This is a genomic window from Actibacterium ureilyticum, assembly GCF_002285435.1.
Taxonomy (GTDB): domain Bacteria; phylum Pseudomonadota; class Alphaproteobacteria; order Rhodobacterales; family Rhodobacteraceae; genus Actibacterium_C; species Actibacterium_C ureilyticum.
In genome coordinates this window covers 323,999-348,228 of sequence record NZ_NSBT01000018.1, presented here as the reverse complement: position 1 = coordinate 348,228, position 24,230 = coordinate 323,999, and the positions used below count along the sequence as shown (strand labels likewise).

Below are 24,230 nucleotides of genomic sequence, written 5' to 3'. Positions count from 1 at the left end.
AAAACGCTAGCCTGTGGTTCTTATACGAAATCAGCGAAATTCTAACACTTTCGGATAGGAACGCAACCCTTGTTGAAAGCAGGCCCGATCGTTTTTCGGGATCGGTGCCGGGCCCGGCGAAGATTGCTTTTGCCGCCCCACCCGGCAATAGTCGGGAAAGCCATTTTCAGACCCGCGGGCGCAAGCCCCCATTGCTGCCCATGTTGATGACGCCCGAAGAATTGTCCGATCTGCGCGACCACATCTCGCTGGCGCGCAGCAAGGCGATCAATTTCGGGATCTGCTTCGGACGGTCGTCGGCGAAGAACCTGATCATGAATGTGGACAGGCAGAAATCGCCGATGCTGCTGGAACGCTATGCCAAGCTGGATGGCGAGTCGCCGCGCAGCCTGCGCGGCACGTTCCGAATCAGCGGCAATCGGTTCGTGATGGATCTGGACGGGCGGGTGCCGCAGGGCGGCGCGTGGCAGCTGCACCAGTTTTTCCGCAAGCTCGGCTATCCCTATAAGGTCGAGCTGATCGAACCCGGCGGGGCGGCGAAACCCGCCCGCGACAAGCCCAAGCGGACCCCGCGCGCCGATCCACCCCCCACCGCGCCCGAGGAAGAGGAAGAGACTGAGACCGACGATACCGGCATCGACCCGATGCAGGCCCGATGGGATCAGCTGCACCCCCGGCTGGACCGGGCGGTGACTGGTTTCGTGGCCACGGGCGCCGCCAAGGCGGGCGCGGTGCGCAAGGCTTGGGACGCCGCCGTCGCGGTGGCCGCGCGGGGCGATCATCGTTCTGCCCTGACGGCCGCGGCGCGGATCAAGACGGCGATTTTCGAGGATGCAGATCCCGACCCGGATGCCGAAAAATGGCAGCAGATCGCGCCGGTTCTGACCGATCGACTGGCGCAGATCCCGGCGGATGCCGATCCCGGCGCCCGGCTGCACCACGCCTGGGCCGAGGCCACCAAACGCGCCAATGCGGGCGATCACAAGGCCGCGCTGGTCATCGCGCAGAAGCTGGCACAGGCGATCAAGCGCCACCAACCCTAGGCCGGGGCCGGTTCGAAATAGGCGTTCATCCAGCCATCGGCGCGGTTCGACCGCCCCGACCGCGCCCAGGCGGCGACAATCCGGGCGGCCCGTTGCGCGCCATCGGGCTGATCGGCGAAATGCGCCATCGCCGCACGCAGTTGCGCGCGGGTCTGGGGCGATTTCATCTGGGTCAGGACCCCCGCCGCATTGTGCCGGTCGCGCACCGTCAGCACCCGGGCAAGGCCGTGCCGCTCGGCAAAGCGGGCGCGCAGGTCCTGGCGGTCCATCAGCGGGTTTTCGTTGGGGACGAAGACCGTCGGCAGACCCGATGTCACCAGCTCGGTAAAGGAATTGTAGCCCGCCGCCGACACCGCGAAATCGAAGGCGCTGAACCAGCGGGAAAACGGGAAGCCCTTGCGGATCTCGAACCCCGGCGGCCAGTCGAAATCGGTTTCCGTGATCGCCCATTTGCCCACCACCACCGTCGCCCCCGGCCATTGCACCAGCGTATCGGCCACGGCCCGCCACAGGGCGTTGGCGTCGAAATTGTTCATCCCGCCGGGCAGAAGCAGCACGTTCAGCCCGTCAGGATCGATGCCGATCTGGGCACAGGCAGCGCGGCGGTCCAACTGCTCGTCCTGCTGCAACAGCCGGATCGGGCCGACCGGCGTTACCGCATCCCGCGCATCGGTGGTCGGGCCGGTGTCATAGGCGCCCGCGATCTCGCCCGGTTCGATCACCGCATCGAACAGCCCCGCCCGGTCCAGCGCGATCAGATCACGCCCCGGCCCCCACATCGCCCGGCGCACCCAGATCATCGGCAGATCGGGCCGCGCCTGGCGCAACAGCTGGAACGCGTGAAACGGGACATTCGCGTCCAGCACCAGCGCGCGCGCCCGGTGAAACGCACAGGCCGAGATCAGCGCGCGGCTCAGATGCTCGTTCCAATAGGCTTTGTTCAGCTTCGGACCCGCATGATAGGGCAGGTATTCCGACACCCAGCCGAACTGGCGCACCACCGCGATGGATTGGGAAAACCCGATGAACACCGGCGTTAGGTCGGGCGGCAAATTCCGCGCAATCGCCATCTGACGGGTCAGGTGGCCCATGCCGACCCCGTTGGTCGACACCGAAAGAACCGTGCCCGGCGGATCGCAGGACCGCGCCGTCACCAGTTGCGGCTGCGACACCGGCGCCCCGATCAGCGCACGCACCCGCGCCACGGCGTGACGCGGGGCCAGGATTCCGTCGACCAGCGCGCGCCCGGCCAGCCGCAAATCCTCGGCCAGGTCGGGCAGGCCATGCAGGTCGATCACATTGTCGGCCACCTGTTTGGGCCGGGCGTAAAGCGCGGCCATCTGGAACGTGTCGCGAAGGACCGGGTCCAGGACGGGGATCGCGCCCTGTTCCAGCGCGGTCAGCGCCTCGGCGGGCCAAGGCTCGCAGGCGTGCGGGCCGGGAATGGCCAGCGCATCGATACCGGCCAGGAACCGGGGCAGGGCAAGATCGACGCTGTCGTGAAAGGTGACAGCCGCCGCCCGATAGCCGATCCCGTGACGCAGCCGCGCGGGACAATCCAGGACCTGATGCGCCAATAGCGGATGATCGGGCAGCAGCGCCTGCAGCTCGTCGATATAGGCGGGCCAGCGGTCCCGCGCGGTGGCCAGCAGGCCCAGCCGTGGCTGGGCAGGCCGCGCCGTGCGCGCGATCGATGCGCCCGCCGGGGTGACCACCGGCGGCCAGTCGTCGCGGGTCATGGGTTGGGCCGGGGCGTATTGCGCGATCCGGTCCCGGATCAGCGGCGCCGCGGGGGCCAGCTTTACCGGACCGCCCAACGCCTCGACCGCGTGATCGATACATTCGCCCAGCTTGTCGGGACGGCACGGGTGCAGGTCGGGACAGATCACCACCCGCAGCCCGGCGTGCAGGCGCAGAGGCTCGGCCGCGCGGTTGGCAAACAGCCCCAGATCCGCCGCGATCAGCAGCCGGGCCGGACAGGATGACTGGGCCGAGATCACGCGCACGCCCGTCGGCTCCAGCCCCGCACCGGCCCCGTCCTGTCCCAGCCACGGCAACAGCGCCGTGCGATACCCCGCCTGCGCCAATGCAGACGCCAATTGGCAGGCCCGGTTCCCGCCCGTGGTGTCGGGCCGTGGATCGGCCAGAACGACCACGTCGAAATGTACCGGCTGGTCCAGCGTCGTCACCTTGGGTCAGAACCGGGGACGACAGACCAGACCGTCGCGGAACTGCGCGCGCCCATTGGGGGGAAACTCGACGATCTCGACCGCGCGCCCGGCCCGTCGGCCCGATGCGGTGCGCAGCTCCCGTGTCAGGGTGTTGACGTAAAGACCGCGCAGGCTGCCATCGTTTTCGACAATGACATAGGCATCGACCACCCCGCTTTCGCGGGCCGTGCGCCCATTGGGCAGCGTCACCGTCCGGGCCTGATCGGTCGTCGCGTATTTGCCGCCGGGCCGCCCGCACTGGATCACCACCGTCGGGGGCCCGCTATAGCGCAGCGCGGTGGCGGCATCGCTGCCGCGCCCGTCCGAGACGATCTTGAACCCCTGTTGCGCCAGCCGGCTGACAGCGGCGGTTTCCGATTTCGGCGCCCCGGCATAATCCGCACAGCCCGCCAATGTCAGCGCGGCGGCCAGGATCGTGGCGCCCGAACGCATATTCAAACCGGTCATCAATATGCCCCCCCGTCATCTCTGGACCCGACCGGCCCAAGCGGCCGGCGCGCGGGTGGCGGCGCGGGCGTGGGCGCGGCAGCCGGTTGCGACAGCGCGGCACCCGCCCCGGACCCGCCGGGGATCGTCGACGCATAGCCGTCGCGCAGCGCGCGGCGGCTGAATTCGGGATAGCGGTCGGCGATGGTGCCCCGGATGATCCGGCGAAAGGCTTCCTCGGCCCGGGGGCCTGTGGGGTTCTGCGAGAGATAGGCGCGCGCCTCGGCCTCGGTCCCGAAGGATTGCGCATCGGCGGCTTGCGCCCCCAGCAATCCCAACGCACTGAACCCGGCCAAGAGCCTGGTGGTCAATTTCTTCATAAAAATTCTTCTCCAAATAAACGGAGTCTGATTAGATGAGTGTCTGTCAGCCGAATGAATTTGTCAACGAAAGCGCATTTAATGACGGAAACGCCCAAGCCACGGATCTGGGCACCGGCGCAGGCGGATCTGCCCCCCGCGCAGACCGATATGTCACAGCGGATCGCCCTGCGTTTCGGGGCCGATTATCGTGGCGCGAACGCCTATCAGACGCTTCTGTATCGCGCGGTGATGGGGGCGGTGGACGCGCGCCCGGCCACGCCGGACGACGCCGCGCGGGAACTGGCCGCCGCGCCGGGGCAGATGATCTATCACCTTCATTGGGAAGAACATGACATGAAGGGCGCAAAGCCAGCAGCCGCACGCCGCGCGGCGCAGGCGCTGCTTGACGGGCTGGACCGGTTCGCCGATGCGGGCGGGCGCATTGTCTGGACGCGCCACAATGCCCGGCCCCATGACCCCCATTGCGCCGACACCCACGCCGAACTGGTGGCCGCGCTGACCGAGCGCGCCGATGTGGTCCATTGCCATTCATGGGCTGCGGTGGATCATCTGGCGCAGGTCGGCCCGGTGGACCCGGCCAAGACCGTGGTGATCGCCCATGGCAACTATGCCGGGTACTATCCCTGCTGGCCCCGGCAACAGGCGCGCGAAAGCTTCGGTTTCGCCGCGCAGGATCACGTGTTTCTGCTGTTCGGGCGTTTGGCCGGTTACAAGCAATTGCCGCAGACCGTGGCGCATGTCCTGCAACGGCCCGATGCGCATGTCCGGCTGTTGATCGCGGGCACCGACCCCGCGGGCGTGTTGCCCACCCTGCCCGACGACCCGCGCCTGAGCCTGCATGGCGGCTTTGTCGCCGATGCCGATCTGGGGCGCTATTTCGCCGCCGCCGATACCGCGCTTTTGCCTTACACCGCGTCGCTGAGTTCCGGGCTGGCGGTGATGGCGGCGGGGTTCGGGCTGGGGCTTCTGGGCAGCGATACGCCGGGGCTGCGCGATATCGTGCGGCCGGGGCAGACCGGACTGCTGTTCGACCCCCGGGCGCCGCAGGGATTGGCCGCCGCGCTGGATCACGCGGTCGCGCTGGGCCAGGCGCAATGGCGGCAGTTCGGACAGGCCGCCTCGCAGGTTGCCGCGCGGCGCGACTGGGCCGGGATCGGGCGGCTTTGGGGCGGGCTTTTCTGCAGCTTGGCGCGCGAGCGCACCCGCTTCGATCCCGCCGATGCCCGGATCACGCCGGTATGACCGACGCGCCCACCAACGACACCGGCGAGGAGCGGTTCGACCGGGCCTTTCCGCTGAACGCCGACAGCCCGCATGCACAGGCCACATTGGATGCGGGCGAACGGGTGCGGTTCTATCTGGTGGATGCGATCGGGCTGGATGCGGCGCGGCTGACGGCGCTGTTGCCGACGGTTCTGGCGGAACTGGCGGAACAGGGGCTGATCCCGGTCTTTGTCACCGATTTGCTGGACTATGCCCCCCTGCGCGATGCGGGCGTCATCTTCGAAGCCGTCGCGCCCATCGCCGACAGCACGCGGCTGGCCCCGCAGCGCGACTGGGCCGCCCGCCAGGCCGAGGTGGTGGAAATGATCCGCGCCAAATGGCAGCCCTCGGGCGAAGTACGCCTGGGCACCGGGTGACGGCCATGGGCATCACGCTGGATCTGTCGCAACTGTCGGTGGTGTTCATCAGCCTGGACGAGCCCAACGCCGATGCCCATTTCGAAGCGCTGAAACGGATCGTGCCCACGGCCAGCCGGGTTCATGGCGTGCGCGGGTTCGATGCCGCCCACCGGCAGGCGGCTCAGGTCGCGCGCACCGCCCATGTGCTGACGGTTGATGCCGACAACATGGTCACCCAGCCGGATTTCTTCGCCCAGCGGCTGCGATTCACGGCCAGCAATCTGGCGCGGGTGATTTCGTTCTCGGCCCGGCTGGCGCATAACGGGCTGCAATACGGCAATGGCGGGATCAAGATCTGGCCGCGCACGCTGATGCACGGGCTGCGCACGCACGAGGCCAGCCGCGACGGCCGGTTGGGGATCGATTTCGCCTATCGCGTGCCCTACGTCCAGGCGCATGGCTGCCCGTCGGCCAGCATCGTCACCGCCACCCCGCAACAGGCGTTTCGCGCGGGCTTTCGCGAGGGCGTGCGCCTGACGCTGGAACGCGGGATCGCCGCGCGCGATACCAACCCCGAGCTGACCCCGGCAGAGCGGCTGAAACAGCATCTGCCGGAGTCGGTTCTGGAACGTCTGCGCATCTGGTGCACCGTGGGGCGCGACGTGGAAAACGGCGCGTTTGCGATCCTGGGTGCGCGGCTGGGATGCCTGCGGGCGATGCAGCCGGAATTCGACCTGGCCCAGGTCGCGGATTTCGACGCGCTGGCGCGCATCTGGACGGACGAGGGCGCGCCGCTGGCAAATGACCGCATCGGGCTAGAGGCACGGCTGGCCGATCTGCGCGCGGCGGTGAATGCCACGCTGGATCTGGCGATCACCGAGCTGTCGCCCGGCGCCTCGGCCTTCGTGAAATCGGTCTATCGGCCGAAACGGCGCTTGGGCACGATCCTGCCCGATTAGTTCCGCGTCAGCACCGCCAGATCGTCCAGCGTCGGCGTGCCCTGCGGCGCGGGCTGTCCACGGGCGGCAAAGGCCTCGGCCAGTGCGGCGCGGGTCTGCGGACCCATCTGCCCGTCGGGGGCGCCCAGCCCCGCACCACCCGCGATCAGAAGCATCTGCGCGGCGGCCACGAAATCGGTCGGGGTGAAATTCACCAGCGCCTTGTCCACCCGCTCGCGCAGGCCCGCATCCGGCGACAGGCCAATGGCGGTGGCGTACCAGATCAGCGCATCTGGGCGCGATGGCGCAACGCCGCGCCCGGCTTCGTACATGCGGGCCAGATCGCGCGCGGCCCAGGCCGAACCGCCGCGCGCCGAAACCTCCATCAAACGGGCGGCCTCGGGCAGGTCCTGTACCCCGGTGCCGTCCTGGGCCAGCACCTGTGCCAGATCGCGTGCAGCCCAACTGCTGTCCTGTGCGGCGACCCGCAACAGATCCACGGCGCGCGCGTAATCCTGCGGGACCAGTTCACCGGTCCGATACATGTTGCCCAGCGCCCGATGCGCGCCATAGACATCGCGATCCACCGCCGCCTGCAACAGCACGACCGCCTTGTCGGGATCGGCAAAGAGCGGGTTGTCGGACGCATGCAGCAGACCCAGCCGCAGGATCGCCTCGCCATCGCCATCGGCGGCGGCACGGGTGTATAGACGGAACGCGGCCTCGGGATTGGCGGGCTGACCCTGACCTTCCTCGTACATGATGCCCAGCCGCGTCACCGCGTTGGGCACCCCGCGCCCAGCGGCGGATTCGTACCAGAACCGCGCCTGATCGAAATCGGCGGGGATGCCGTCGCCGTTCTGGTACATGCGCGCCAGCCGGGTCTGGGCCGTCAGCTCGCCGCTTTTGGCCGCGCGGGTGTACCATTCGACCGCCTTCTGCGGATCGCGGGGGAAGCCCTTGCCGGTCTGGTGCAGCTCGGCGATGTTGGTCATCGCCCAGTCATTGCCGATATCGGCGCCCCGGGTGTACCAATACATCGCCTCGCGGTAATCCTGCTGGACGCCCACACCGGCGCGGTAAACCCAGCCCAGCGCGGTATAGGCCGCAGGCTCGCCGGTCGCAGCGGCATCGGTGAACAGCTGATAGGCGCGGGCATAGTCCTGATCGACCGCCTGCCCGTCCAGATACATCTGGCCCAGGTTGACCACGGCCGCCTGATAGCCCGCCTCCGCCGCCTTTTGCTGCCAGACGATGGCGTCCTGATACCGCGCGCCCGCGCGATAGGCCCGCGCGAGTTCGGCCCAGAAGCGCGGCACATCGGGGAATTCCTCGACCGCCAGTTCACAGGCGACGATGGCGGCATCGAAATTGCGGTTCAGGATGAATTGCCGCGCGCCGGCGGTCACGCGGCGGCTGTCCTGCGGCTCGCCCGCCAGCATGTCACAGGCATGCACGAACGCCTCGACATCCACATCGACCGTGTCCGACGCCCCACCCTGTCGCAGCACCTGCGCCTGAACGCTTTCGGTGCCGCCATTGGTGCCGATACGTGGGGTATAGGTCAGCGTCTGGTCGATCCCCAGCCAATAGACATTGCCCGAGTCGTTTTCGGTTTCATTCGATGCGGTCAGCGTGCCCAAGCGCGGCTCCTGCGGGACATAGACCCAGGCGCCCGCCGCATCGGGCATTTCAATCGCGCTGCTGCCCGCGCCGATGGGAATGGTGATCTCGGCCCGCTCCAGCGTCTCGGCGGCCTCGGCCCGTGCCTCGGGCGTGGTCAGCGACAGGCCGCGCGTCAGGGCCGACAGGAAACTCTGGTCGGGCTGGGCCGCATCGGGATCGCCGCCCAGATCCAGCACCCGCTGCCTTGCCTGATCGGCAAAGGCCCCATCGGGCTGGGTCCGCAGATAGGCCAGGAACGCATCGACCCGCGTGCTGTCGCGGATCGCCCGCCAGAACGACCGGTCGACGATCCGGCGCGGCGGCAGGGCGCCCAACGTATCGGTGGCCCGCGCCATGCCGGTGGTCTTGCCCGCCCCCGCCGCATCGGGCGGCTTGAAATAGAAATCGCTTTCCAGGGTCGAGGTCGTCCAGGTGATCTGATTGCCATCCGTGTCGGCACGCACATCGCCCCGCACCCGGCGGAACAGCTGGCTGATCTCCAGCCCCGGCGCGTCGATGTTGTCGGCAATCGCCTGGGTATAGGGGCTGTGCCGCCCGTCACCGTCCAGCGCGACCGATCCCGGCGCGGTCGCAAAGCTGATCAGCGTTTCGGTCTTGCCCGCCGACATCTCGGCCAGACCGCCATCGCCGGTGTCCTTCAGCGCGGCAAGCCCCTGCATCACCGCGTCGCGCGAGGCCCCGATGCTGAGCGCGCGCGCGGCGATCTTTTCGGTCTGATCGCTGCCGATCTGGTCGAACGGGTTGTTGCGGCAGGCATCCAGCATGACGATGTTCAGCTTGGCGCCGCTGTCGTTCATCACGTTGATCAGAAGCTGCGCGTCGATGGATTGCGCCACCAGCTCGTCGACCGACGACGGCGCGACCGACACCGGCAGCAGGTAATTCCGCGACCCGATCCGCACCCCGTGACCCGCGTAATAGACCACCGCCTCGCTGCCGTCGCGCAGGCGCGAGCGGAATGTGGCCAGGTTCGACAACATGGTCTCGCGGTCGGCATCCAGGCTCTCGATCACCTCGAAACCGCTTTCCCAAAGCTTTTCGGCGATGATCTGGGCGTCATTCACCGGGTTGGGCAGCGATGTCACGCTGTCGTAGTTCGAATTGCCGATCACCAGCGCCACGCGCGGCGCGGGCGCCAGATCGTCCTGTTGCGCGTAAGCGACCGGCGCCATGGCGACCCAGACCGCCAGGCCGAAAACCGCCCCTGGCGGGCGCATGCGGCGGAGCATCGGGCGGGCCATCGCGGGCTACTCGATCGGCTGCATCGCCATCGGCTCGTATGTCGCCTCGCCGATTTCGGTGCCGTTCACATCGACATCCACGCGATAGGGCACGCCCAGCTGGCGGCTCTTGGCGTAAAACACCAGATGCTTGCCATCCATCTGCGGCACGGTGATCTGGGCGAAATCGGGCTTGCCGAAATCGCGCAGGCGCGGGTTGCCCTGCTGCCAGTTGGCATCGGGATCCTCGGCCGCGACCTGTTCCATATAGGCGGTCTGAAACGCGGCGGGATCGTCGATGACCTCGTATTGGAACTCGCGCGCGAAATGGTTGACCAGGCGGGCCAGCTCGGTCGTGTATTCGCCGGTGATCAGGCCGGGATAGGTCTCCAGCGCGGTTTCGCTGCCGGCTTCGGTCTTGCGTTCGATGATCACGACCGGGTCGCCCGCGCGGTCGACGGAATAGATCAGGTCGGGGGCTGCTGCGTCAGTCATTGCGGTATCCTTTCAGGCCTGCGCGCGATCATTCTTCGGCGCCATGTTCGGTCCAGCCGGCATCGACCCAATCTTCGCCCATCGGGACCAGATTGCCAGGCGGATTGTATTGCTTCCAGAGCTGCAACTCGCCGGTACGCGGATCGGGGGCCATTACGAACATGACGTCCTGCGTTGCATCGCCCCAGTTGGTGTCGGCGACCGTCACCGTGGGGGGCGCCGCCGCCGCGGCAATCCCGCCGACCGACCCGCCGCTGATACGTTCTTCCCATTGCGGGCGGATAGAAGCGGCATGGGCATCCCGATCCGCTGTCGTACAAGCCCTGCCTGCGGCAATCTCCTGCTGGCGCCAGACATTCGCCTGATCCAGGCAGAGCGTCGTCAGATAGGGCTGCAGCGCCGCCATGATCGCGGTATCGACCTGTTGTGGCGTCAGATCGGCCCCCACCCCGTTCCCGATGGCATTTTCCAACATTGTCCGGCGGCGGCCGCTCGGGTCCCAGGATTTTATGCTGTCGATGGTGGCGCGGCAGGCTGTCAGAACCTCGGCCTCGGTCAGTTGCGATGCCGCGATCTCGCGGCCCGGGGCCAGAAGCTGAGCCTCGATATTGTCCTCGATATCACCCTGCATCAGGGGCGCCAGAGACGGGTGGTCGGGCAGCCCGTTGAAGGCGTGAATGCCCCGGTTCATGATCGGCACCATGCCGTCGCCCTGATGATCCTCATGGAAGCTTTCCAGCATGTTTTCCAACAGCTCTTCGGTGCGGTCGCCCTGAGTGACCCCGGTGAAATCATCCCAGCCATCGCGGCCATCCAGAAGCTCGTCGGTTTCCTGTTCATCGCCGAACAGAATCTCGTCGGCTTCTTGCGGCATGCCACCGCCCCCCATGTTCCAGGGCGTCATGCCGCGCGACATCAGGTCGTCCAGGTAATCCTGCGACTGGATCGTGTCCGAGATCTCCTTTGCCTTGTCGGTACCGGCTGGTTCGCCAATGGCGAACAGCACACGTTCAGTCAGCGCCGCGACAAAGACGGACTGGCTGTCGATTACCCGGCGCGCGCCCGGCCCTTCGGTCTGGATCAGCATATAGACACCGGAGCTGGACGACCCGTCGGCCGAAGGCGCGGTGCGGCGTGTGGCATCGTATTCCACCATGAAGCTGCGGATCAGCGTGGCGCGGATCAGCGCCTGATCGACATGCCAATTGTCGGTGCCGATCGCACTGAATATCGCGCCGTCGTCGCCCACGGGACCGATCAGGTTGTCGACCGATTCATTCAGCGCATTCTGCAGCATGTCGTGGCGAGAGTTCTCCTCCATCTGGGTCATGACGGTGGCGGCGGAATATTCCATGCTGCGGATCAGCGGGTTTTCATCGGCGGGGAAAGACATCACCGCCGGGATCGGGTCCAGCCTGTTGCGCGGGCGGAAGGTGCCGGTTTCGGCCAGCTCGGCATAGAATTCCATCGACTCCAGCGGCTCCAGCGTGCTCATCCGGCGCACGCCGGCGGTGGCAAAGCACGAACCGACATTGCCCTGGTGCACCGGCGTCATCAGCGCGGCGACAACCGCCTGCCTGGTATCGTCCGCGTCCACATCTGCCGCCGCCGCGCCGCTGGAGCGTGCAACCAGCGTGCGGCCTGCGCCCTGCGGTTCCTCGATATCGTTCAGGATGCCCTGGGCGCGGGTCTGGTTGTCCGGCTCGGACAACATGTCATAGGTCGACATGACATGGGCATTCAGCGACGCGGTGGGTTCATCGACCACATCGGGGTTGAACCGCAGATGGCCCAGCGCCTTTTGCGCGGCGGGGCTTGTCACATCCAGCGTGCCGTCTGCCCCGATGGCGGCATCCGCCAGGTAATTCGACCGCGCACGCTCGCGGCCATTGGCGTCGCGGCCGGTGCCGTCGGGGATCGGGTTTTGCTGCAGATGGCCGCCGTCCCGGATGTAATCCGCGGCATCGGCCATGTAATCACCACCCTCGGCCGACGCGCCGTTGATCAGGTTCTGCGCATAGCCCTGCGCGTCGAAGGGCGCGGGCGGGGTCGTGCCGCTGTCATCGGGGAAGCCGCCCGCGACATTGGTGCACAACATGTCCATCCCGGCGGCAATCGCGTCGGGATTGGCCGAATCCCGCGCCGCGCCGACCGCGAAATCGGCCAGATCGGGGTTGCGGGTATAGGCCTCGATGAACTGGGCAGCGGATTGGTCGGCGATGGGACGGCGCGCATAGGGCGACAGCGGGCCGGTGGTGATCGCGCTGGTCAGCATCTGCTTGCCACGCGCCGCCTGAATGCGGGATTCTGCGGATTCGCGGTCCACCGTGGCCTGCATCATCTCCTGCATCGCGGCGTCCAGCGCGGCGTCTTTCTCGGGGCCGTCGGGCAGCGCCTCGGCGGCGGCCATATGTTCCTGTGCCGTGGTTTCGGCGGCTTCGGCGACGGCCTTCTCGGCCTCGAACTGAGCGATCAGCTCGGGCGTGACGATGGTGCCGGGGCCCAGCTCCTCGTCGAAACCGGTCATAGCCTGGCGGGCCTCGGTCGCGGCTTCGGGGCTGTTTTCCTCCAGCGCGGCGATCTGCTGGGCGGTGCGCACCAGATTGCCCAGCCGGGCCAGCTCGGCGCCGATCTCTACCAGCCGCTCGGGCGTCAGGGGGCCGCTGGCATACATCTGGCCGATGCGCTCGCGCTGCGCCGCGATCGCCGCACGTTCGTCCGAGATCGCCTGATCGCTTTCCGATGGCAGACAGACCTGACCCCAGAAAGCGCCGAATTCGTCACTGATCTGGCAGATCGCGGCCTCTTCATCCTCGGGCGCGGCGCAGATGCCGGGATCTTCGGACAGGGGTGCGGAGGCCCCATCGCCGCCCGCAGCGGCGGTTTCGGCCGGGGCACGCGCGTTCAGCAGGGATTCGATCTGGCCGATCTTGGCGCGCAAGCGGTCCAACTGGGCCGTGGCCGCATCACTGGCATGCACGGGATCGGCAAAGAAGGTTTCGAACCCCGAAAGCTCGGTCTTGATGACCTGAAGGCGTTGCGCGACGCTTTGCGGATCGACGACGGTCGTATCGGACATCGGGTTACCCCCAAACAATAAATCGTATCAAATCGCGCAGGTTGGAAAAATGCTGCGCACAAGTCTGAAAAAGTCTTCTCGATACCGGTAAGGGTAACGCGATGTTCGAAAGCGGGCAAGCCGATAGCGTCGGGCGGCGCGTACCACTATTGGATATTGGAAAATGGGCGTTTTACGTCTATGTTGGGCGCAGCGACAATTTTGGCGCAGTTCATTTTGAGTGATCGCTTTATTCCGTTTTGTGGCGTGTTTTCGCGTCGGGATTGCAGATCAAAATATATTGAGTCGGAGAACGTTCATGGCACAGAAGAAGTCCGCCGCAGAATTGAAAGCGGAAGGCGAAGAGCTTGGCCTGAAGCTCGCGAATGCCCGCAAGAAAGAGTATAATTTCGCGCTGATGATCGCCAAGGAAGGCGTGGTTTTCGAAACCGACCTGAAGAAAGGCCCCGACATCCTGTGGCGCAATGGCCGCAAGGCCGGCGGCACCGCCAAGGGCGCCAAGGGCAAGGTGCGCGTCAAGGGCAAGGTGGTCGAACTGCATTGCGATACCGAGGACGTGCCGGGCAGCCTGACCAAGGTCGCCAAGAAGCATTTCGCCGAACGCGGCCAGGCCTATAAATTCGTGGTGATCCCGCCCAGCGGCGCGGTTTCCGAAGACGCCGCCGACGACGAGGAAGAGGTCCAGGCGGCAACCGGCCGCCGTGGCCCCGGCGACGGTGAAACCGGGACCGAGGCTCAGACGGCAGAGGCTGTTGAGGCCGTCGCCGAAGCCACCGGCGAGGCCGAGGAAGAGGTCCAGGCCGCCGTCGGCGATGCCCAGGACCCCGCCGAGATCGAGCGCGGGCTGCGCGATGTTCTGATGGCCGAGTTTCAGGAGCTGGACCTGGACACCGCACGGCAAAGCCCCAATGCGGGTGCTGCCACCAAGGCCACCAAACTGGCCGAGATGTTTTCGGCCCAGGTGGAAAGCGACGTGAAAAAGGCCGGATCGGTCCTGTCGCTGCTGAAGACCACGGTGCAAGAGGCACTGGCCGCCATGCCCGCCGAAAGCGCCGAGACCGACAGCGGCCCCGACCCGGAAATCGCACGGCAGCGCATGGCGGATATGTCGGCGCTGGAATCCAGCGTCGATGCGTTGCTGGCTGAATTTGCATAGTGTTTTAACGATTATCTTTTCAAGTAATTGATTTATAACAACAAAAGGGGAAGGCCGCGCTTGCATCCGCAAGCCGGGCCAGAAAGATATAATGAAAAACAAAGTATTGAACGGCTTCCTGATGAGTGTGGCGCTGATGACGACTGTTGCCTGTACGGTACCGGTGATCCAATCCAGAACCGCGCTGACCTGGCCCCGCGCGGACGAGGCGCTGTCGACCGGCCAGAAGGTCGAGATCGAGCGCCTGTTGAGTCGTCTGGGCTATTTGCGCGGCGGGGTGGACGGGGCGATTACACGCAGCACGCGGACGGCGATCCAGACCTATCAGCGTGACGTGGGCGCGCCGGTTTCAGGCTATGTCAGCCGCGCCTTGTTGGCCAGCCTGCGCAACACCGCCGGGGTCAGCGCCGCGGCTCCCGCCCCGGCCCCGGCGCCCAAGGCCGCCGCACCGAAACCAGCAGCGGCAAAACCGGCCGCTGCCGCGACCCCCAGCCGGGTCTTCAACCGGGATGACGACGACAGCGATTCCGGCGGCGGCTCGGGTGGTGGCGGTGGCAATGACGGCGGCGGTTGGGGCTGATCGGATGGCGCGGTTCGATAATCTGATCCTGCGCCGCATCCTGCCGCTGGTGGCGTCGATGATCGTACTTTGCGCCGGAGGTCCCGCCCCCGCGCAATCCACGGATGCAGCCCCCGCCATCATCGTCCGGTCGACCCAGGCCGCGGGCATCCCGCCGCTGACCTTCAACCTGGATGCCGAAAGCACCCAGAAATACGCGCTGGTCATCGGCAATGGCGATTACGAACATGTCGACGACCTGCCCAATGCGGTGAATGACGCGCGCGACATCGCGGCCATGCTGCGCCGGGGCGGGTTCGTGGTTTCCGACCACTACAACATCGACAAGATGGCGTTCGAGGCCGCGCTGCGCAAAATGCTGTACGAGGTCGAGCCGGGCGCCGAACTGTTCCTGTTCTTTGCCGGGCACGGGGTGCAGATCGGCAGCCAGAACTATCTGCTGCCGACCGACACGCAGGTTCAATCGGTCTATGACGTGCCTTATTCCACCGTGTCGCTGTCCAGCCTGATGTCGCTGGCAAGTTCGCGGGCGCGATCGTTGGTGGCGGTACTGGATGCCTGCCGCGACAACCCGTTTCCCGACCAGAAGGGGATCATCCTGCTGGATGGCACCCCCGCATCGCTGAAAACCGGGTTTTCCGCACAGGACACACCAATCAATTCGCTGGTGGTCTTTTCGACCTCGCCCGGGGCGGTGGCGCTGGATGGGGTGGGCGATAACAGCCCCTTTACCACCGCGCTTCTGAACGCCGCCACCGAACAGCCCGACCAGCCGTTTAATGAAATCCTCAAGGAGATCCGGCGCGACGTATATGCGATGACAGGCCAGCGGCAGGTGCCGTGGGAAAGCTCGTCATTGATCGAGCCGGTCTATCTGACCCGCAATGCGCTGCTGGCCGAAAGCGGCGGCGCCGCGCCCGGTGCGGGACGGACGGGCGAACCGATCCAGATCTCATCCGTGCTGAACCGCACCGTCACGCTGGGGCAATTGCTGCAAGGTGCCGGAGCGGGCGCCAGGATCGCGTTGCTGGACACCCCGCAATCGGGCCGGGTCGAACTGGTGACGAAAACCCGCGCAACGGTTCTGCCGCAAAACGCCCAGGTCAACGTGCCCGCGGCCGACCAGATCGTCTATCGTCCCGTGACGCGACAACTGATGGCCGTGAACCTGGAAGGCAGCCCCCCGATCCAGGACCGCTTCCAGGTCCAGATCAATGACGAGGTGCGCGATGTGACCGTCAGCATGGATATCGACGAATGCGACATCCAGGCGGGCGACCACCTGGACCCCGAGGGCGTGGGCGTCACCCGCTTCCCCAACGAGATCGAGCCGTCACCCGCGCTGCAAGCCTGTCTGGCCGCCGCCGCGCGCGAGCCAGAGAACGGGCGGTTCCATTATCAGCTGGGCCGTGTCTATCTGGCACTGCGGGATGTGGAAGCGGCGCAGAAATCCTTTACCATTGCCGAGCGTCTGGGCCATACCCGCGCACTGCACGGGCTGGGCACAAGCGAGGTCGCCAAGGTCGCCGAAACTGCGGGCGCCCGGGCCGGGCGCGCCCCGGACACCGCGCTGGATTTCTTCAAGCGCGGCGTGGAAAAGGGCGACCCTTACGCCTATCACTCGCTGGGGCTGCAATACCTGCGCTATCCCCAGACCGAGGACGAGCCGCGCCAGGGGTTCGAGTTGATGTCGCGGTCGCTGGAATTGGGCCACACGTTTTCGATGAACGCGCTGGGGCGCTATTTCATGGATCAGGACGAACCGCATTTCGATCCCGAACGGGGGCTGCGCTATTTCCAGGAAAGCGCCGCACGCAAGGATATCTATGGCTATGCCAATATGGGGTTCGTCTATCTGAACGGGCTGGCGGGCCTGCCGAAGGACACGCAAAAGGCGCTGGATCTGTTCACGCAGGCCAGCGATGGCGGGCATCCCACCGCACCGTCGTCCATCGGGCGGATGTATAACAGCGGCGCCGCACCGGGCGGGCGCGATTATGCCAAGGCGGTCGAATGGTATGACCTTGCACTGTCGCGCGGTGATGCCTGGGGTGGGGCAAACGGCGCCTGGATCATTGCCAACAAACAGCCCGGCGGCTTCACCCCATTCGATGCCGCGGTGCGCGCGGCCAAGGCCGCCGCGCTGCGCAACCCGCAACCGGCAGACGAGGCGCGCGCGCTTCTGGGCAAATTGAGCAACAGCGCGCTGGATGGCGGCACGCAGCAGCTGATGGCCGATCTGGGCGCTGATGTCACCGTCGATGGGGCCTTCGGCGCGCAAAGCCAGGCCGCGCTGGAGGCGCTGGCCGCCGACGCGGGCAAGGACCTGCCACCCGATCGTATCGACCGGCTGATCGCACTGGCCAAGATCCATTGGGAGCGGTCGAAGTTCCGGGTCGACCTGTACTAACCAGCCAGAAAGAATATGCTTTTCGGGGCGTTATAGATACAGATCGACGGCACGCCCCGTTCACGCCTTGGTGAATGCAGACTTTGGTCGCATAGACCGGTCCGGGCCATTCCACCAAGCTCCGTCCATGCGCGCGCGGGCACTCATACTCCTTGCCATGATGCTGGTGCTGATCTCAGCCCCGTGGCAGCCCGCGCGTGCAGATCTGGTCGACGCCGACACGATCCGCACGCAGGTCGTCGCCCCCTATAGCCTGGGTCCCGCGACCGAGATCGAGAGCGTCTGGCAATTGCTGAACGGCAGCGGATTGCAAGAAGGCTATGTCATCCAGTCCGAAGCCCTGTCGCCCCTGCCCGGCTTTTCCGGCGCGGCGCTGAACATGATGATCCTGCTGGATCTGGATGGCGTCTTCATCGACGTGAAGCTGCTGAACCACAACGAACCGATCTTCGTGTCCGGACTGGGCGAGGCGCCGCTGCGCGGTTTCCTGGAGCAATACAGGGGCATCTCCATCAACACGCCCGTCACCGTGGGCAAGGCCACCGATGCGCGCGGCACGCTGACCTATCTGGACGGGGTGACCAAGGCCACGGCATCGGTGCGGATCGCGCATGAAAGCATCATGGCCGCCGCGCGCGAGGTTGCCAAACGCAAGCTGAAAGGGCTGGTCGCCCCACAGGTCACGGTGACGCCGAAACCCGATACGGGCGAAACCCTCAGCTGGGCCGATCTGGTGGAACAGGGCATCGCAAAGCGTGTCACCGCCACCCAGGGCGAGGTGCGCGCGCGGTTCGCCGACACCACCTGGCGCAATGACGACCCCTTTGCCGATGCCGCCGAGGGCGATCTGATGATCGACCTGTGGATCGTCGATGTGACCGCCCCCGCCGTTGCCCGCGCGGTGATGGCGCCGCGCATGCTGGCCGAATGGCAGGGGCTGGGCGACGTGGCGCCAGATGACGAGACCCTGCTGCTGATCGAGATGGGCGAGCACGGGCTGGTCTCGGACGATTTCGTGCGCAATACCAGCCCGCCCTGGATCGAGGCTGACCAGGACGGCTTTCCGCTGCCGCTTCGGGATGCCGACCTGCTGATCGACCTGAAACGCGACGTGCCCGATGGCGCGGCAATGGTGGTGCGCATCGACCGGCGGCTGGGCTTCAACCCGGTGGCCGACTGGCAGATCGGGCTGCTGGTCCTGCGCGAACATGGCGTGTTCCGCCCCGAGATCGGGCAAGAGCTGTTCCAGTGGACCTATCGCGCGGATGAGCGGTTTTTCGACATACAGGCCCCGCCGCGCCCGCTGTCCCCGTTCGAAAGCGCGCTGGTCGGGCGCTGGCAGGATCTGGCGGTTCTGGCGGCGTTCCTGACGCTGGTCACCGGGGTGATGGCGTGGAACCGGCGCTTTGTCCGGCTGCGGCGGTTCCAGGCCCCGCGCCTGGCGGTGCTGGCCGCGACGCTGGGCTTTGTCGGCTGGTGGGGACAGGGGCAATTGTCGATCGTCACCCCACTGGGCACGCTGTCCAGCATGCTGGCGGGCAAATCGCTGCAATTCCTGCTCTATGACCCGTTTTCGCTGCTGATCTGGGGGCTGGTGATCGCCAGTTTCTTCATCTGGGGGCGGGCGCTGTTTTGCGGCTGGCTTTGCCCGTTCGGTGCGATGCAGGAATTCGTGGGCCGCGCGGCACAGGGTCTGGGCCTGCGGCAGCTGCGGGTCAGCGCGCTGTGGGACCGGCGGCTGAAACTGCTGAAATACGCGGTGCTGGCGGCGCTGGTCGCGGTGGCGGTCTGGCGGCCCGAACATGTGGACAAGGCCGCCGAGGTCGAGCCGTTCAAGACCGCGATCTCGGTCTTTTTCCTGCGCGACTGGCCGTTTGTCCTCTATGCACTGGTCTGCCTTCTGGCGTCGGCCTTTGTGTTCAAAGCCTATTGCCGGTACCTGTGCCCGCTGGGCGCGCTGATGGCCATCGGCGGCGCGCTGCGGTTGACGCCCTGGATCAAGCGGCGCGACGCCTGCGGGACGCCCTGCCAATTGTGCCGGCGGAAATGCCAGTACAACGCCATCGCGCCCTCGGGCCGGATCGCCTATTCGGAATGTTTCGGCTGTCTGGATTGCGTCGATATCTACGAGGACGACCAGAAATGCGTGCCGCTGATCATCGCGGCCAAGCGCAACGGGCGGGCATTATGATCGGGCGGCGGGCCACGTTGAAGATCGCCATCGGCGCAGTTTGCGCCGGGGGGCTGGCGGCCTATGCCCCGCGCCGCCATGTCTGGACCGGGCGCGGGTTCGGCGCCGATCTGTCGGTGACGCTGATGGGGCCCGCGGACGGGATCGACGCCACCTTCGCCGCCATCGGGGCCGAGGTCGCGCGGATCGAAAGCCTGTTCAGCCTGTTCCAACCTGCATCCGCGCTGTCGCGGCTGAACCGGGATGGGTATCTGGCCGACCCGCCGGCGGATCTGGTGGCGCTGCTGGGTCTGTCGCGCCGGATCTGGCAGGCCAGCGGTGGGGCGTTCGACCCCACGGTCCAGGGCATCTGGAACCGGCCCGCGCAGGGCCGTGCCCCGGTCGGTTTCCAGCATGTGCGCCTGTCGGGCGATGCGATACGGCTGGACCGTCCCGGCATGGCGCTGACCCTGAACGGGATCGCCCAGGGCTTTGCCAGCGACCGGATCGCCGCGTTGTTGCGCGACCGGGGATACGACACGCATCTGGTCGATCTGGGTGAATTCGCGGGGGCCGGGCGGCCCTGGCACATGGCAATCGATGGCGCGACGGGGACCCGCATCGCCGAAACCCGGCTGCGCGATCGGGCACTTGCCACCAGCGCGCCCGCCGCGATGACCCTGCGCGATGGGGGCGGTCATATCCTGCACCCTGCGGGGCGCGCGCCAGTCTGGCGGACGGTATCGGTCATGGCCCAAAGCGCGGCGGTGGCCGACGGGTTGTCGACCGCGCTGTCGCTGATGCCGCTGTCGGACATACGCGCGCTGGATCGTGCCGCGCTGGATGTCGCGCGTATCTGGCTGGAGGACCCGCAGGGCGGGGTCACGCAAATCGGCTGATCAGTAGTCGGGCGCGTTATGCACGACGCCATATTCGGCGAAGATCGCGGCGATCCGGCCATCGGCCAGCGCCTGCGAGATGGTGTAATCCGCGGCATAGGACAGCTCGCGGAAATTGTGGCGCACGGCGATGCCCAGCGTCCATTCGTTCAGCGCAAAATTGACCAGGGGCGGGCTGTCGACAGCAATCGCCTCGCTCTGGTCCAGATGCTCCAGAATGCTGCGCACGCCCATCACCGCGTCGACCTCGCCCGCGTCCATGCCGGCAAAAGCATCCTCGTGGCTGGGATAGTGAACGATGTTGGGCAACAGCATCCCGCCGCTGAAATTGGTCAGGTAGAAATCCGAGATCGTGTGGTTCTCCACGCCAACCTTGTGGAACCGATAGAAGGGCGTGGTGGGCGCGCCATCGGGGAAGGTCGCAATGCGATAGGCGGTGGCCAGCTTTTCGTTGAAATACTGGCCGTTCAGCACGACCAGCTCGTTCCGGCATTGCAGGTCCTTGCTGTAGGGGACATGCATCATGATGTTGGACACGGCGCCGCCGATCAGCGGGCCTTTCCAGATCTGGTTGCGCAGATCGGCATCCACGTTCTCGTCGGCGGTGACGAAGTTGAACCGCGCCTCGACCCCGATATCGTCGGCAATCAGACGCGCGATGTCGATGTCTATCCCGCGCGGCGTTTCGCCCTCCTGCCACGAGAAGGGCGCGAAATCCTCATAGACCGCGAAGGTCACGAAGCCGCGTTCCAGGATGGTGTCGTAATCCTGACCCACATCGATGCGGGTATCGGCGCGGCGCGGCACCACATCGTCATAGCCCTGTGCCAGATCGGCACAACGGGCCTGTGCCTGAACCGCCAGAAGCGTCAGGCACAGGGCAAGGATATGACGCGCGGGCCGCAACGGGCTTAGTGCGCGGCGGACAGGCCGATGGTCAGGACCTCGGCCGCCTTGGCAAAGCTGCCCGGCGTGCCGTCCAGCGCCATCGCGGCCCGCGATACGGCGGATTCTGCAACCGGTGCATCCGATCCGGTCGCCGCCGAGGCGTTGATCGTAATCAGCTCTTCCTTCAGCGAAGCAGCTTCGTCCTGGAAGCTTGCGGCATCTGCACCGCCTGCGACCTCATCCGCGTGAGCTTTCATCAGATCACGAATCTCGGCCAGGCGGGGCTGGTAATCGTCGAAGGCGCCGTCATCGGGGCGGGTTTCGACATAGGTGCGGATGGCCCAGGCGGCCTCTTGCCCCAGCAGCTCGCCGAAGGCGGGCATCTTGGTGATCCCGTTCTGGGTCATGCCGTGGCGGAACCGTTCCAGATACCACTCGTCGCCGTCCCAATCCGCGCTCAGGTACCGCAGGTCGGGGGCCAGACCGCCCGACACGACCTCGAGCCCGTGGCAGCGCGCGCAGTTCTGGTTGTAACCGGATGCGCCGATATCGATCGCCGCTTGCCAGTATTCGCCGGCGGGGTCACGCCAGGGGTTTTCTTCCAGCCACTCTTCGCCCAGTTCCGGCAGGCCGGCGGTGTCGACCGCCTGGGGCGCAACATCGCCGTGGGAAAAGGCGGCGGTGGCAGCCATCATCATTGCGGGCAGAGACAGAATAACAGTGAATTTCATCGCGTCCTCCTCGGGTTGGCTGAACACTTAGAACGCCGCCCCACGCTGTGCCATTGGACCTAGGTCGTATTTTTGCGCAAGCTGTTTTCAACAATCTTGCCACCAACAGGGAGGACATCATGAGACACAGTATTGCTGTGTGGCTCGGTGCGCTTTTGATCAGCGCTGCAACCGGCGCCTCGGCCGCCGCGGCGGGCCTGCGCGAGGTGCAGGCGCTGTACCTGCAGATCGCACAGCCCGAGCGCCCGGTTCTGTCCAACCTCGACCCGATCCCCGACGACCTTGGCCAGGCGGGCGCGCATCTGGCCATTGCCGACAACAACACCACCGGCGGCTTCATGGGCTATCGCTTCGTGCTGGACGTGGTGCGCGTGGCCGAGGGCGATCTGCAAGCCGCGCGCGCGGCGCTGGCGGACAGCACCGCCCAATATGTCCTGCTGGACATGAACGCGGCCCAGATGTCAGAGCTGGTGGGCGACGACGCGGCGCGGCTTTATTTCAACGTGCGGTCCTATGACGACGCCCTGCGCGGGGCGGATTGCCGAGCATCGCTGATGCACACCCTGCCCAGCTATGCGATGCGGGCCGATGCGCTGATGCAATTCGCGCTGAAAAAGCGCTGGACCGATATCGTGATGGTCGAAGGCAACGCGCCCGAGGATGCGCTGTTTGCCGCCGCGCTGCGCCGGTCGGCCACGAAATTCGGGCTGAAGATCGCGGCCGAGAAGACCTGGATCTTCGATGGCGACCTGCGGCGTCAGGCCGGGGCCGAAGTGCCGCTGTTCACCCAGGATTTCGGCGATTACGACGTGATGCTGGTGGCCGACGAGCACAACGATTTCGCCCGCTACCTGTCCTATAACACCTGGCTGGCGCGCCCGGTTCTGGGCGGCGACGGGCTGCGTGCAACCGGCTGGGACCGGGTCAACGAACAATGGGGCGCGGCGCAGCTGCAAAGCCGGTTCACTGATCTGGCCGCGCGTGACATGCTGGATGTCGATTACGCCGCCTGGGCCGCCCTGCGCGCGGTGGACGAGGCGCTGATCCGCACCAAGTTCGCCGAGCGCGACGCGATCCGGTCCTATCTGCTGTCGGACCTGGAACTGGCCGGTTTCAAGGGTCGCCCGCTGTCGTTCCGCGCCTGGAACGGGCAGCTGCGCCAGCCCATCGGGTTGACCCATGCCAGCGCGCTGGTCGCCATGGCCCCGCTTGAGGGGTTCCTGCATTCGGTCAACGAACTGGACAGCCTGGGGGCCGATGCGCCCGAAAGCCAGTGCAAAGCCTTCGGAGGATAAGATGCGATTGAAGAAACCCGCCCTGCTACTTTGTGTGGCCCTGATGCCCACGGCCGGGCTCGGCGACGAAATCTGGGTGTCGAACGAGAAAAGCGATACGGTCTCGGTCATTGATGTCGATACGCTTGAGGTGGTGCGCGAATACCCGGTGGGCGAACGGCCCCGCGGCATCACCTTTTCGCGCGACTACAGCCACCTTTACATCTGCGCATCGGATTCCGACTCGGTGCAGGTGATGGATGTTGCAACGGGCGAGATCCTGCACGATCTGCCCTCGGGCGCGGATCCTGAACAATTCGCCCTGCACCCCAATGACCGGCTGCTTTACATCGCGAACGAGGATGACGCCGTGACCACGGTGGTCGACACCGAAACCCACCGCGTCATCACCCAGATCAACGTGGGCGTCGAACCCGAAGGCATGGCCGTCAGCCCCGATGGCAAGGTGGCGATCACCACGTCCGAAACCACAAACATGGCCCATTGGATCGACACCGAAACCAACACGATCTTTGCCAACACGCTGGTCGATGCCCGCCCGCGCCATGCCGAATTCACCGATGACGGCAGCAAACTGTGGGTCAGCTCGGAAATCGGCGGCACGGTGACGGTGTTCAACACCGCAGATCAAAGCGAGATCACCAAGATCGCGTTCGAGATCACCGGCGTGCATCCCGACAAGGTACAGCCCGTCGGCGTCGAGCTGAACCACGACAACAGCCTGGCCTATGTGGCGCTGGGGCCCGCCAACCACGTGGCTGTGGTCGATACCGCGACCTACAAGGTTCTGGAATACGTCCTGGTGGGGCGGCGCGTCTGGCACATGGCATTTTCGCCCGACGATTCGAAGCTGTTCACCACCAATGGCGTTTCGGGCGATGTCAGCGTCATTGACCTGTCGAATCACAAGGCCATCAAATCCATCAAGGTCGGCCGCTTCCCCTGGGGCGCGGTCGCACGCCCGACAGAATAAGGACT

The 24,230-nt window shown here is 66.1% G+C and carries 19 protein-coding genes; 11 read left to right on the top strand and 8 right to left on the bottom strand.

Going from position 1 to position 24,230, the window contains the following annotated elements:
* The first annotated feature begins 191 nt into the window (after positions 1-191).
* Entirely contained in the window at positions 192-1,043 is an 852-nt protein-coding gene (locus CLM60_RS04545; protein WP_095587967.1) for a hypothetical protein, read from the top strand.
* Here the strand turns inward: CLM60_RS04545 and CLM60_RS04540 are convergent.
* Genes CLM60_RS04540 through CLM60_RS04530 form a run of 3 tightly spaced genes read right to left on the bottom strand, consistent with a single transcriptional unit; the run spans position 1,040 to position 4,080 of the window.
* Positions 1,040-3,232: a glycosyltransferase gene (locus CLM60_RS04540; RefSeq protein WP_095587966.1), complete on the bottom strand. Its 2,193-nt coding sequence runs from the start codon at positions 3,230-3,232 to the stop codon at positions 1,040-1,042. The genes CLM60_RS04545 and CLM60_RS04540 overlap by 4 nt on opposite strands.
* A 6-nt stretch (positions 3,233-3,238) precedes the next feature.
* Positions 3,239-3,721 carry a hypothetical protein gene (locus tag CLM60_RS04535; protein WP_095587965.1) on the bottom strand — a complete coding sequence of 161 codons (483 nt, stop codon included), beginning with the start codon at positions 3,719-3,721 and terminating at the stop codon, positions 3,239-3,241.
* On the bottom strand, positions 3,721-4,080 hold the full coding sequence (locus CLM60_RS04530; protein WP_095587964.1) for a hypothetical protein: 360 nt from the start codon (positions 4,078-4,080) through the stop codon (positions 3,721-3,723). Before CLM60_RS04530 ends, CLM60_RS04535 begins: the two co-directional genes overlap by 1 nt.
* 81 nt (positions 4,081-4,161) lie before the next feature.
* On the opposite strand from CLM60_RS04530, the gene CLM60_RS04525 reads away from it, so the two are divergent.
* From CLM60_RS04525 to CLM60_RS04515, 3 genes are read left to right on the top strand one after another with little or no spacing between them, the layout of a single operon-like run.
* Positions 4,162-5,325 carry a glycosyltransferase family 4 protein gene (locus tag CLM60_RS04525; RefSeq protein WP_176473788.1) on the top strand — a complete coding sequence of 388 codons (1,164 nt, stop codon included), beginning with the start codon at positions 4,162-4,164 and terminating at the stop codon, positions 5,323-5,325.
* The gene (locus CLM60_RS04520) at positions 5,322-5,723 is read left to right on the top strand and encodes a hypothetical protein (RefSeq protein WP_095587962.1); all 402 of its coding nucleotides are present in this window, start codon (positions 5,322-5,324) and stop codon (positions 5,721-5,723) included. The genes CLM60_RS04525 and CLM60_RS04520 overlap by 4 nt, the downstream gene beginning before the upstream one ends.
* A 5-nt stretch (positions 5,724-5,728) precedes the next feature.
* A complete protein-coding gene (locus CLM60_RS04515; protein WP_095587961.1) occupies positions 5,729-6,664 on the top strand; it encodes a hypothetical protein in 936 nt (311 codons plus the stop codon).
* On the opposite strand, the gene CLM60_RS04510 is transcribed toward CLM60_RS04515, so the two are convergent.
* Genes CLM60_RS04510 through CLM60_RS04500 form a run of 3 tightly spaced genes read right to left on the bottom strand, consistent with a single transcriptional unit; the run spans position 6,661 to position 13,123 of the window.
* Complete coding sequence (locus CLM60_RS04510) at positions 6,661-9,570, bottom strand: caspase family protein (RefSeq protein WP_095587960.1); 2,910 nt, start codon at positions 9,568-9,570, stop codon at positions 6,661-6,663. The genes CLM60_RS04515 and CLM60_RS04510 overlap by 4 nt on opposite strands.
* A 6-nt stretch (positions 9,571-9,576) precedes the next feature.
* On the bottom strand, positions 9,577-10,044 hold the full coding sequence (locus CLM60_RS04505) for a hypothetical protein (protein WP_095587959.1): 468 nt from the start codon (positions 10,042-10,044) through the stop codon (positions 9,577-9,579).
* A 28-nt stretch (positions 10,045-10,072) separates the two neighbouring features.
* Positions 10,073-13,123, bottom strand: a complete 3,051-nt coding sequence (locus tag CLM60_RS04500; protein ID WP_095587958.1) for a hypothetical protein — start codon at positions 13,121-13,123, stop codon at positions 10,073-10,075.
* Between the two features lie 298 nt (positions 13,124-13,421).
* Here CLM60_RS04500 and CLM60_RS04495 point away from each other — a divergent pair, with 298 nt between their 5' ends.
* The 5 genes from CLM60_RS04495 to CLM60_RS04475 all read left to right on the top strand — a co-directional run bounded on the left by CLM60_RS04495 (position 13,422) and on the right by CLM60_RS04475 (position 20,338).
* Positions 13,422-14,279, top strand: coding sequence for a hypothetical protein (locus tag CLM60_RS04495; RefSeq protein ID WP_095587957.1), 858 nt, complete (start codon positions 13,422-13,424; stop codon positions 14,277-14,279).
* A gap of 91 nt (positions 14,280-14,370) precedes the next feature.
* Entirely contained in the window at positions 14,371-14,859 is a 489-nt protein-coding gene (locus tag CLM60_RS04490) for a peptidoglycan-binding domain-containing protein (RefSeq protein ID WP_095587956.1), read from the top strand.
* Positions 14,837-17,269, top strand: coding sequence for a caspase family protein (locus tag CLM60_RS04485; protein WP_176473787.1), 2,433 nt, complete (start codon positions 14,837-14,839; stop codon positions 17,267-17,269). Before CLM60_RS04490 ends, CLM60_RS04485 begins: the two co-directional genes overlap by 23 nt.
* Positions 17,270-17,396: 127 nt before the next feature.
* A complete protein-coding gene (locus CLM60_RS04480; RefSeq protein ID WP_095587954.1) occupies positions 17,397-19,460 on the top strand; it encodes a 4Fe-4S binding protein in 2,064 nt (687 codons plus the stop codon).
* On the top strand, positions 19,412-20,338 hold the full coding sequence (locus CLM60_RS04475; protein ID WP_176473786.1) for an FAD:protein FMN transferase: 927 nt from the start codon (positions 19,412-19,414) through the stop codon (positions 20,336-20,338). Before CLM60_RS04480 ends, CLM60_RS04475 begins: the two co-directional genes overlap by 49 nt.
* On the opposite strand, the gene CLM60_RS04470 is transcribed toward CLM60_RS04475, so the two are convergent.
* Together CLM60_RS04470 and pedF are read right to left on the bottom strand one after the other, a co-directional pair.
* Entirely contained in the window at positions 20,339-21,244 is a 906-nt protein-coding gene (locus CLM60_RS04470) for a substrate-binding periplasmic protein (RefSeq protein WP_095587952.1), read from the bottom strand. It abuts the gene before it with no gap.
* A 5-nt stretch (positions 21,245-21,249) separates the two neighbouring features.
* Positions 21,250-21,957 (bottom strand): cytochrome c-550 PedF, encoded by a 708-nt coding sequence (gene pedF / locus CLM60_RS04465; protein WP_095587951.1) that lies wholly within the window; start codon positions 21,955-21,957, stop codon positions 21,250-21,252.
* 119 nt (positions 21,958-22,076) lie between these two features.
* Between pedF and CLM60_RS04460 the strand changes: the two genes are divergently transcribed.
* Complete coding sequence (locus CLM60_RS04460; RefSeq protein ID WP_095587950.1) at positions 22,077-23,252, top strand: ABC transporter substrate-binding protein; 1,176 nt, start codon at positions 22,077-22,079, stop codon at positions 23,250-23,252.
* 1 nt (position 23,253) lies between these two features.
* Entirely contained in the window at positions 23,254-24,225 is a 972-nt protein-coding gene (locus CLM60_RS04455) for a YVTN family beta-propeller repeat protein (protein WP_095587949.1), read from the top strand.
* The last annotated feature ends 5 nt before the right edge of the window (positions 24,226-24,230 follow it).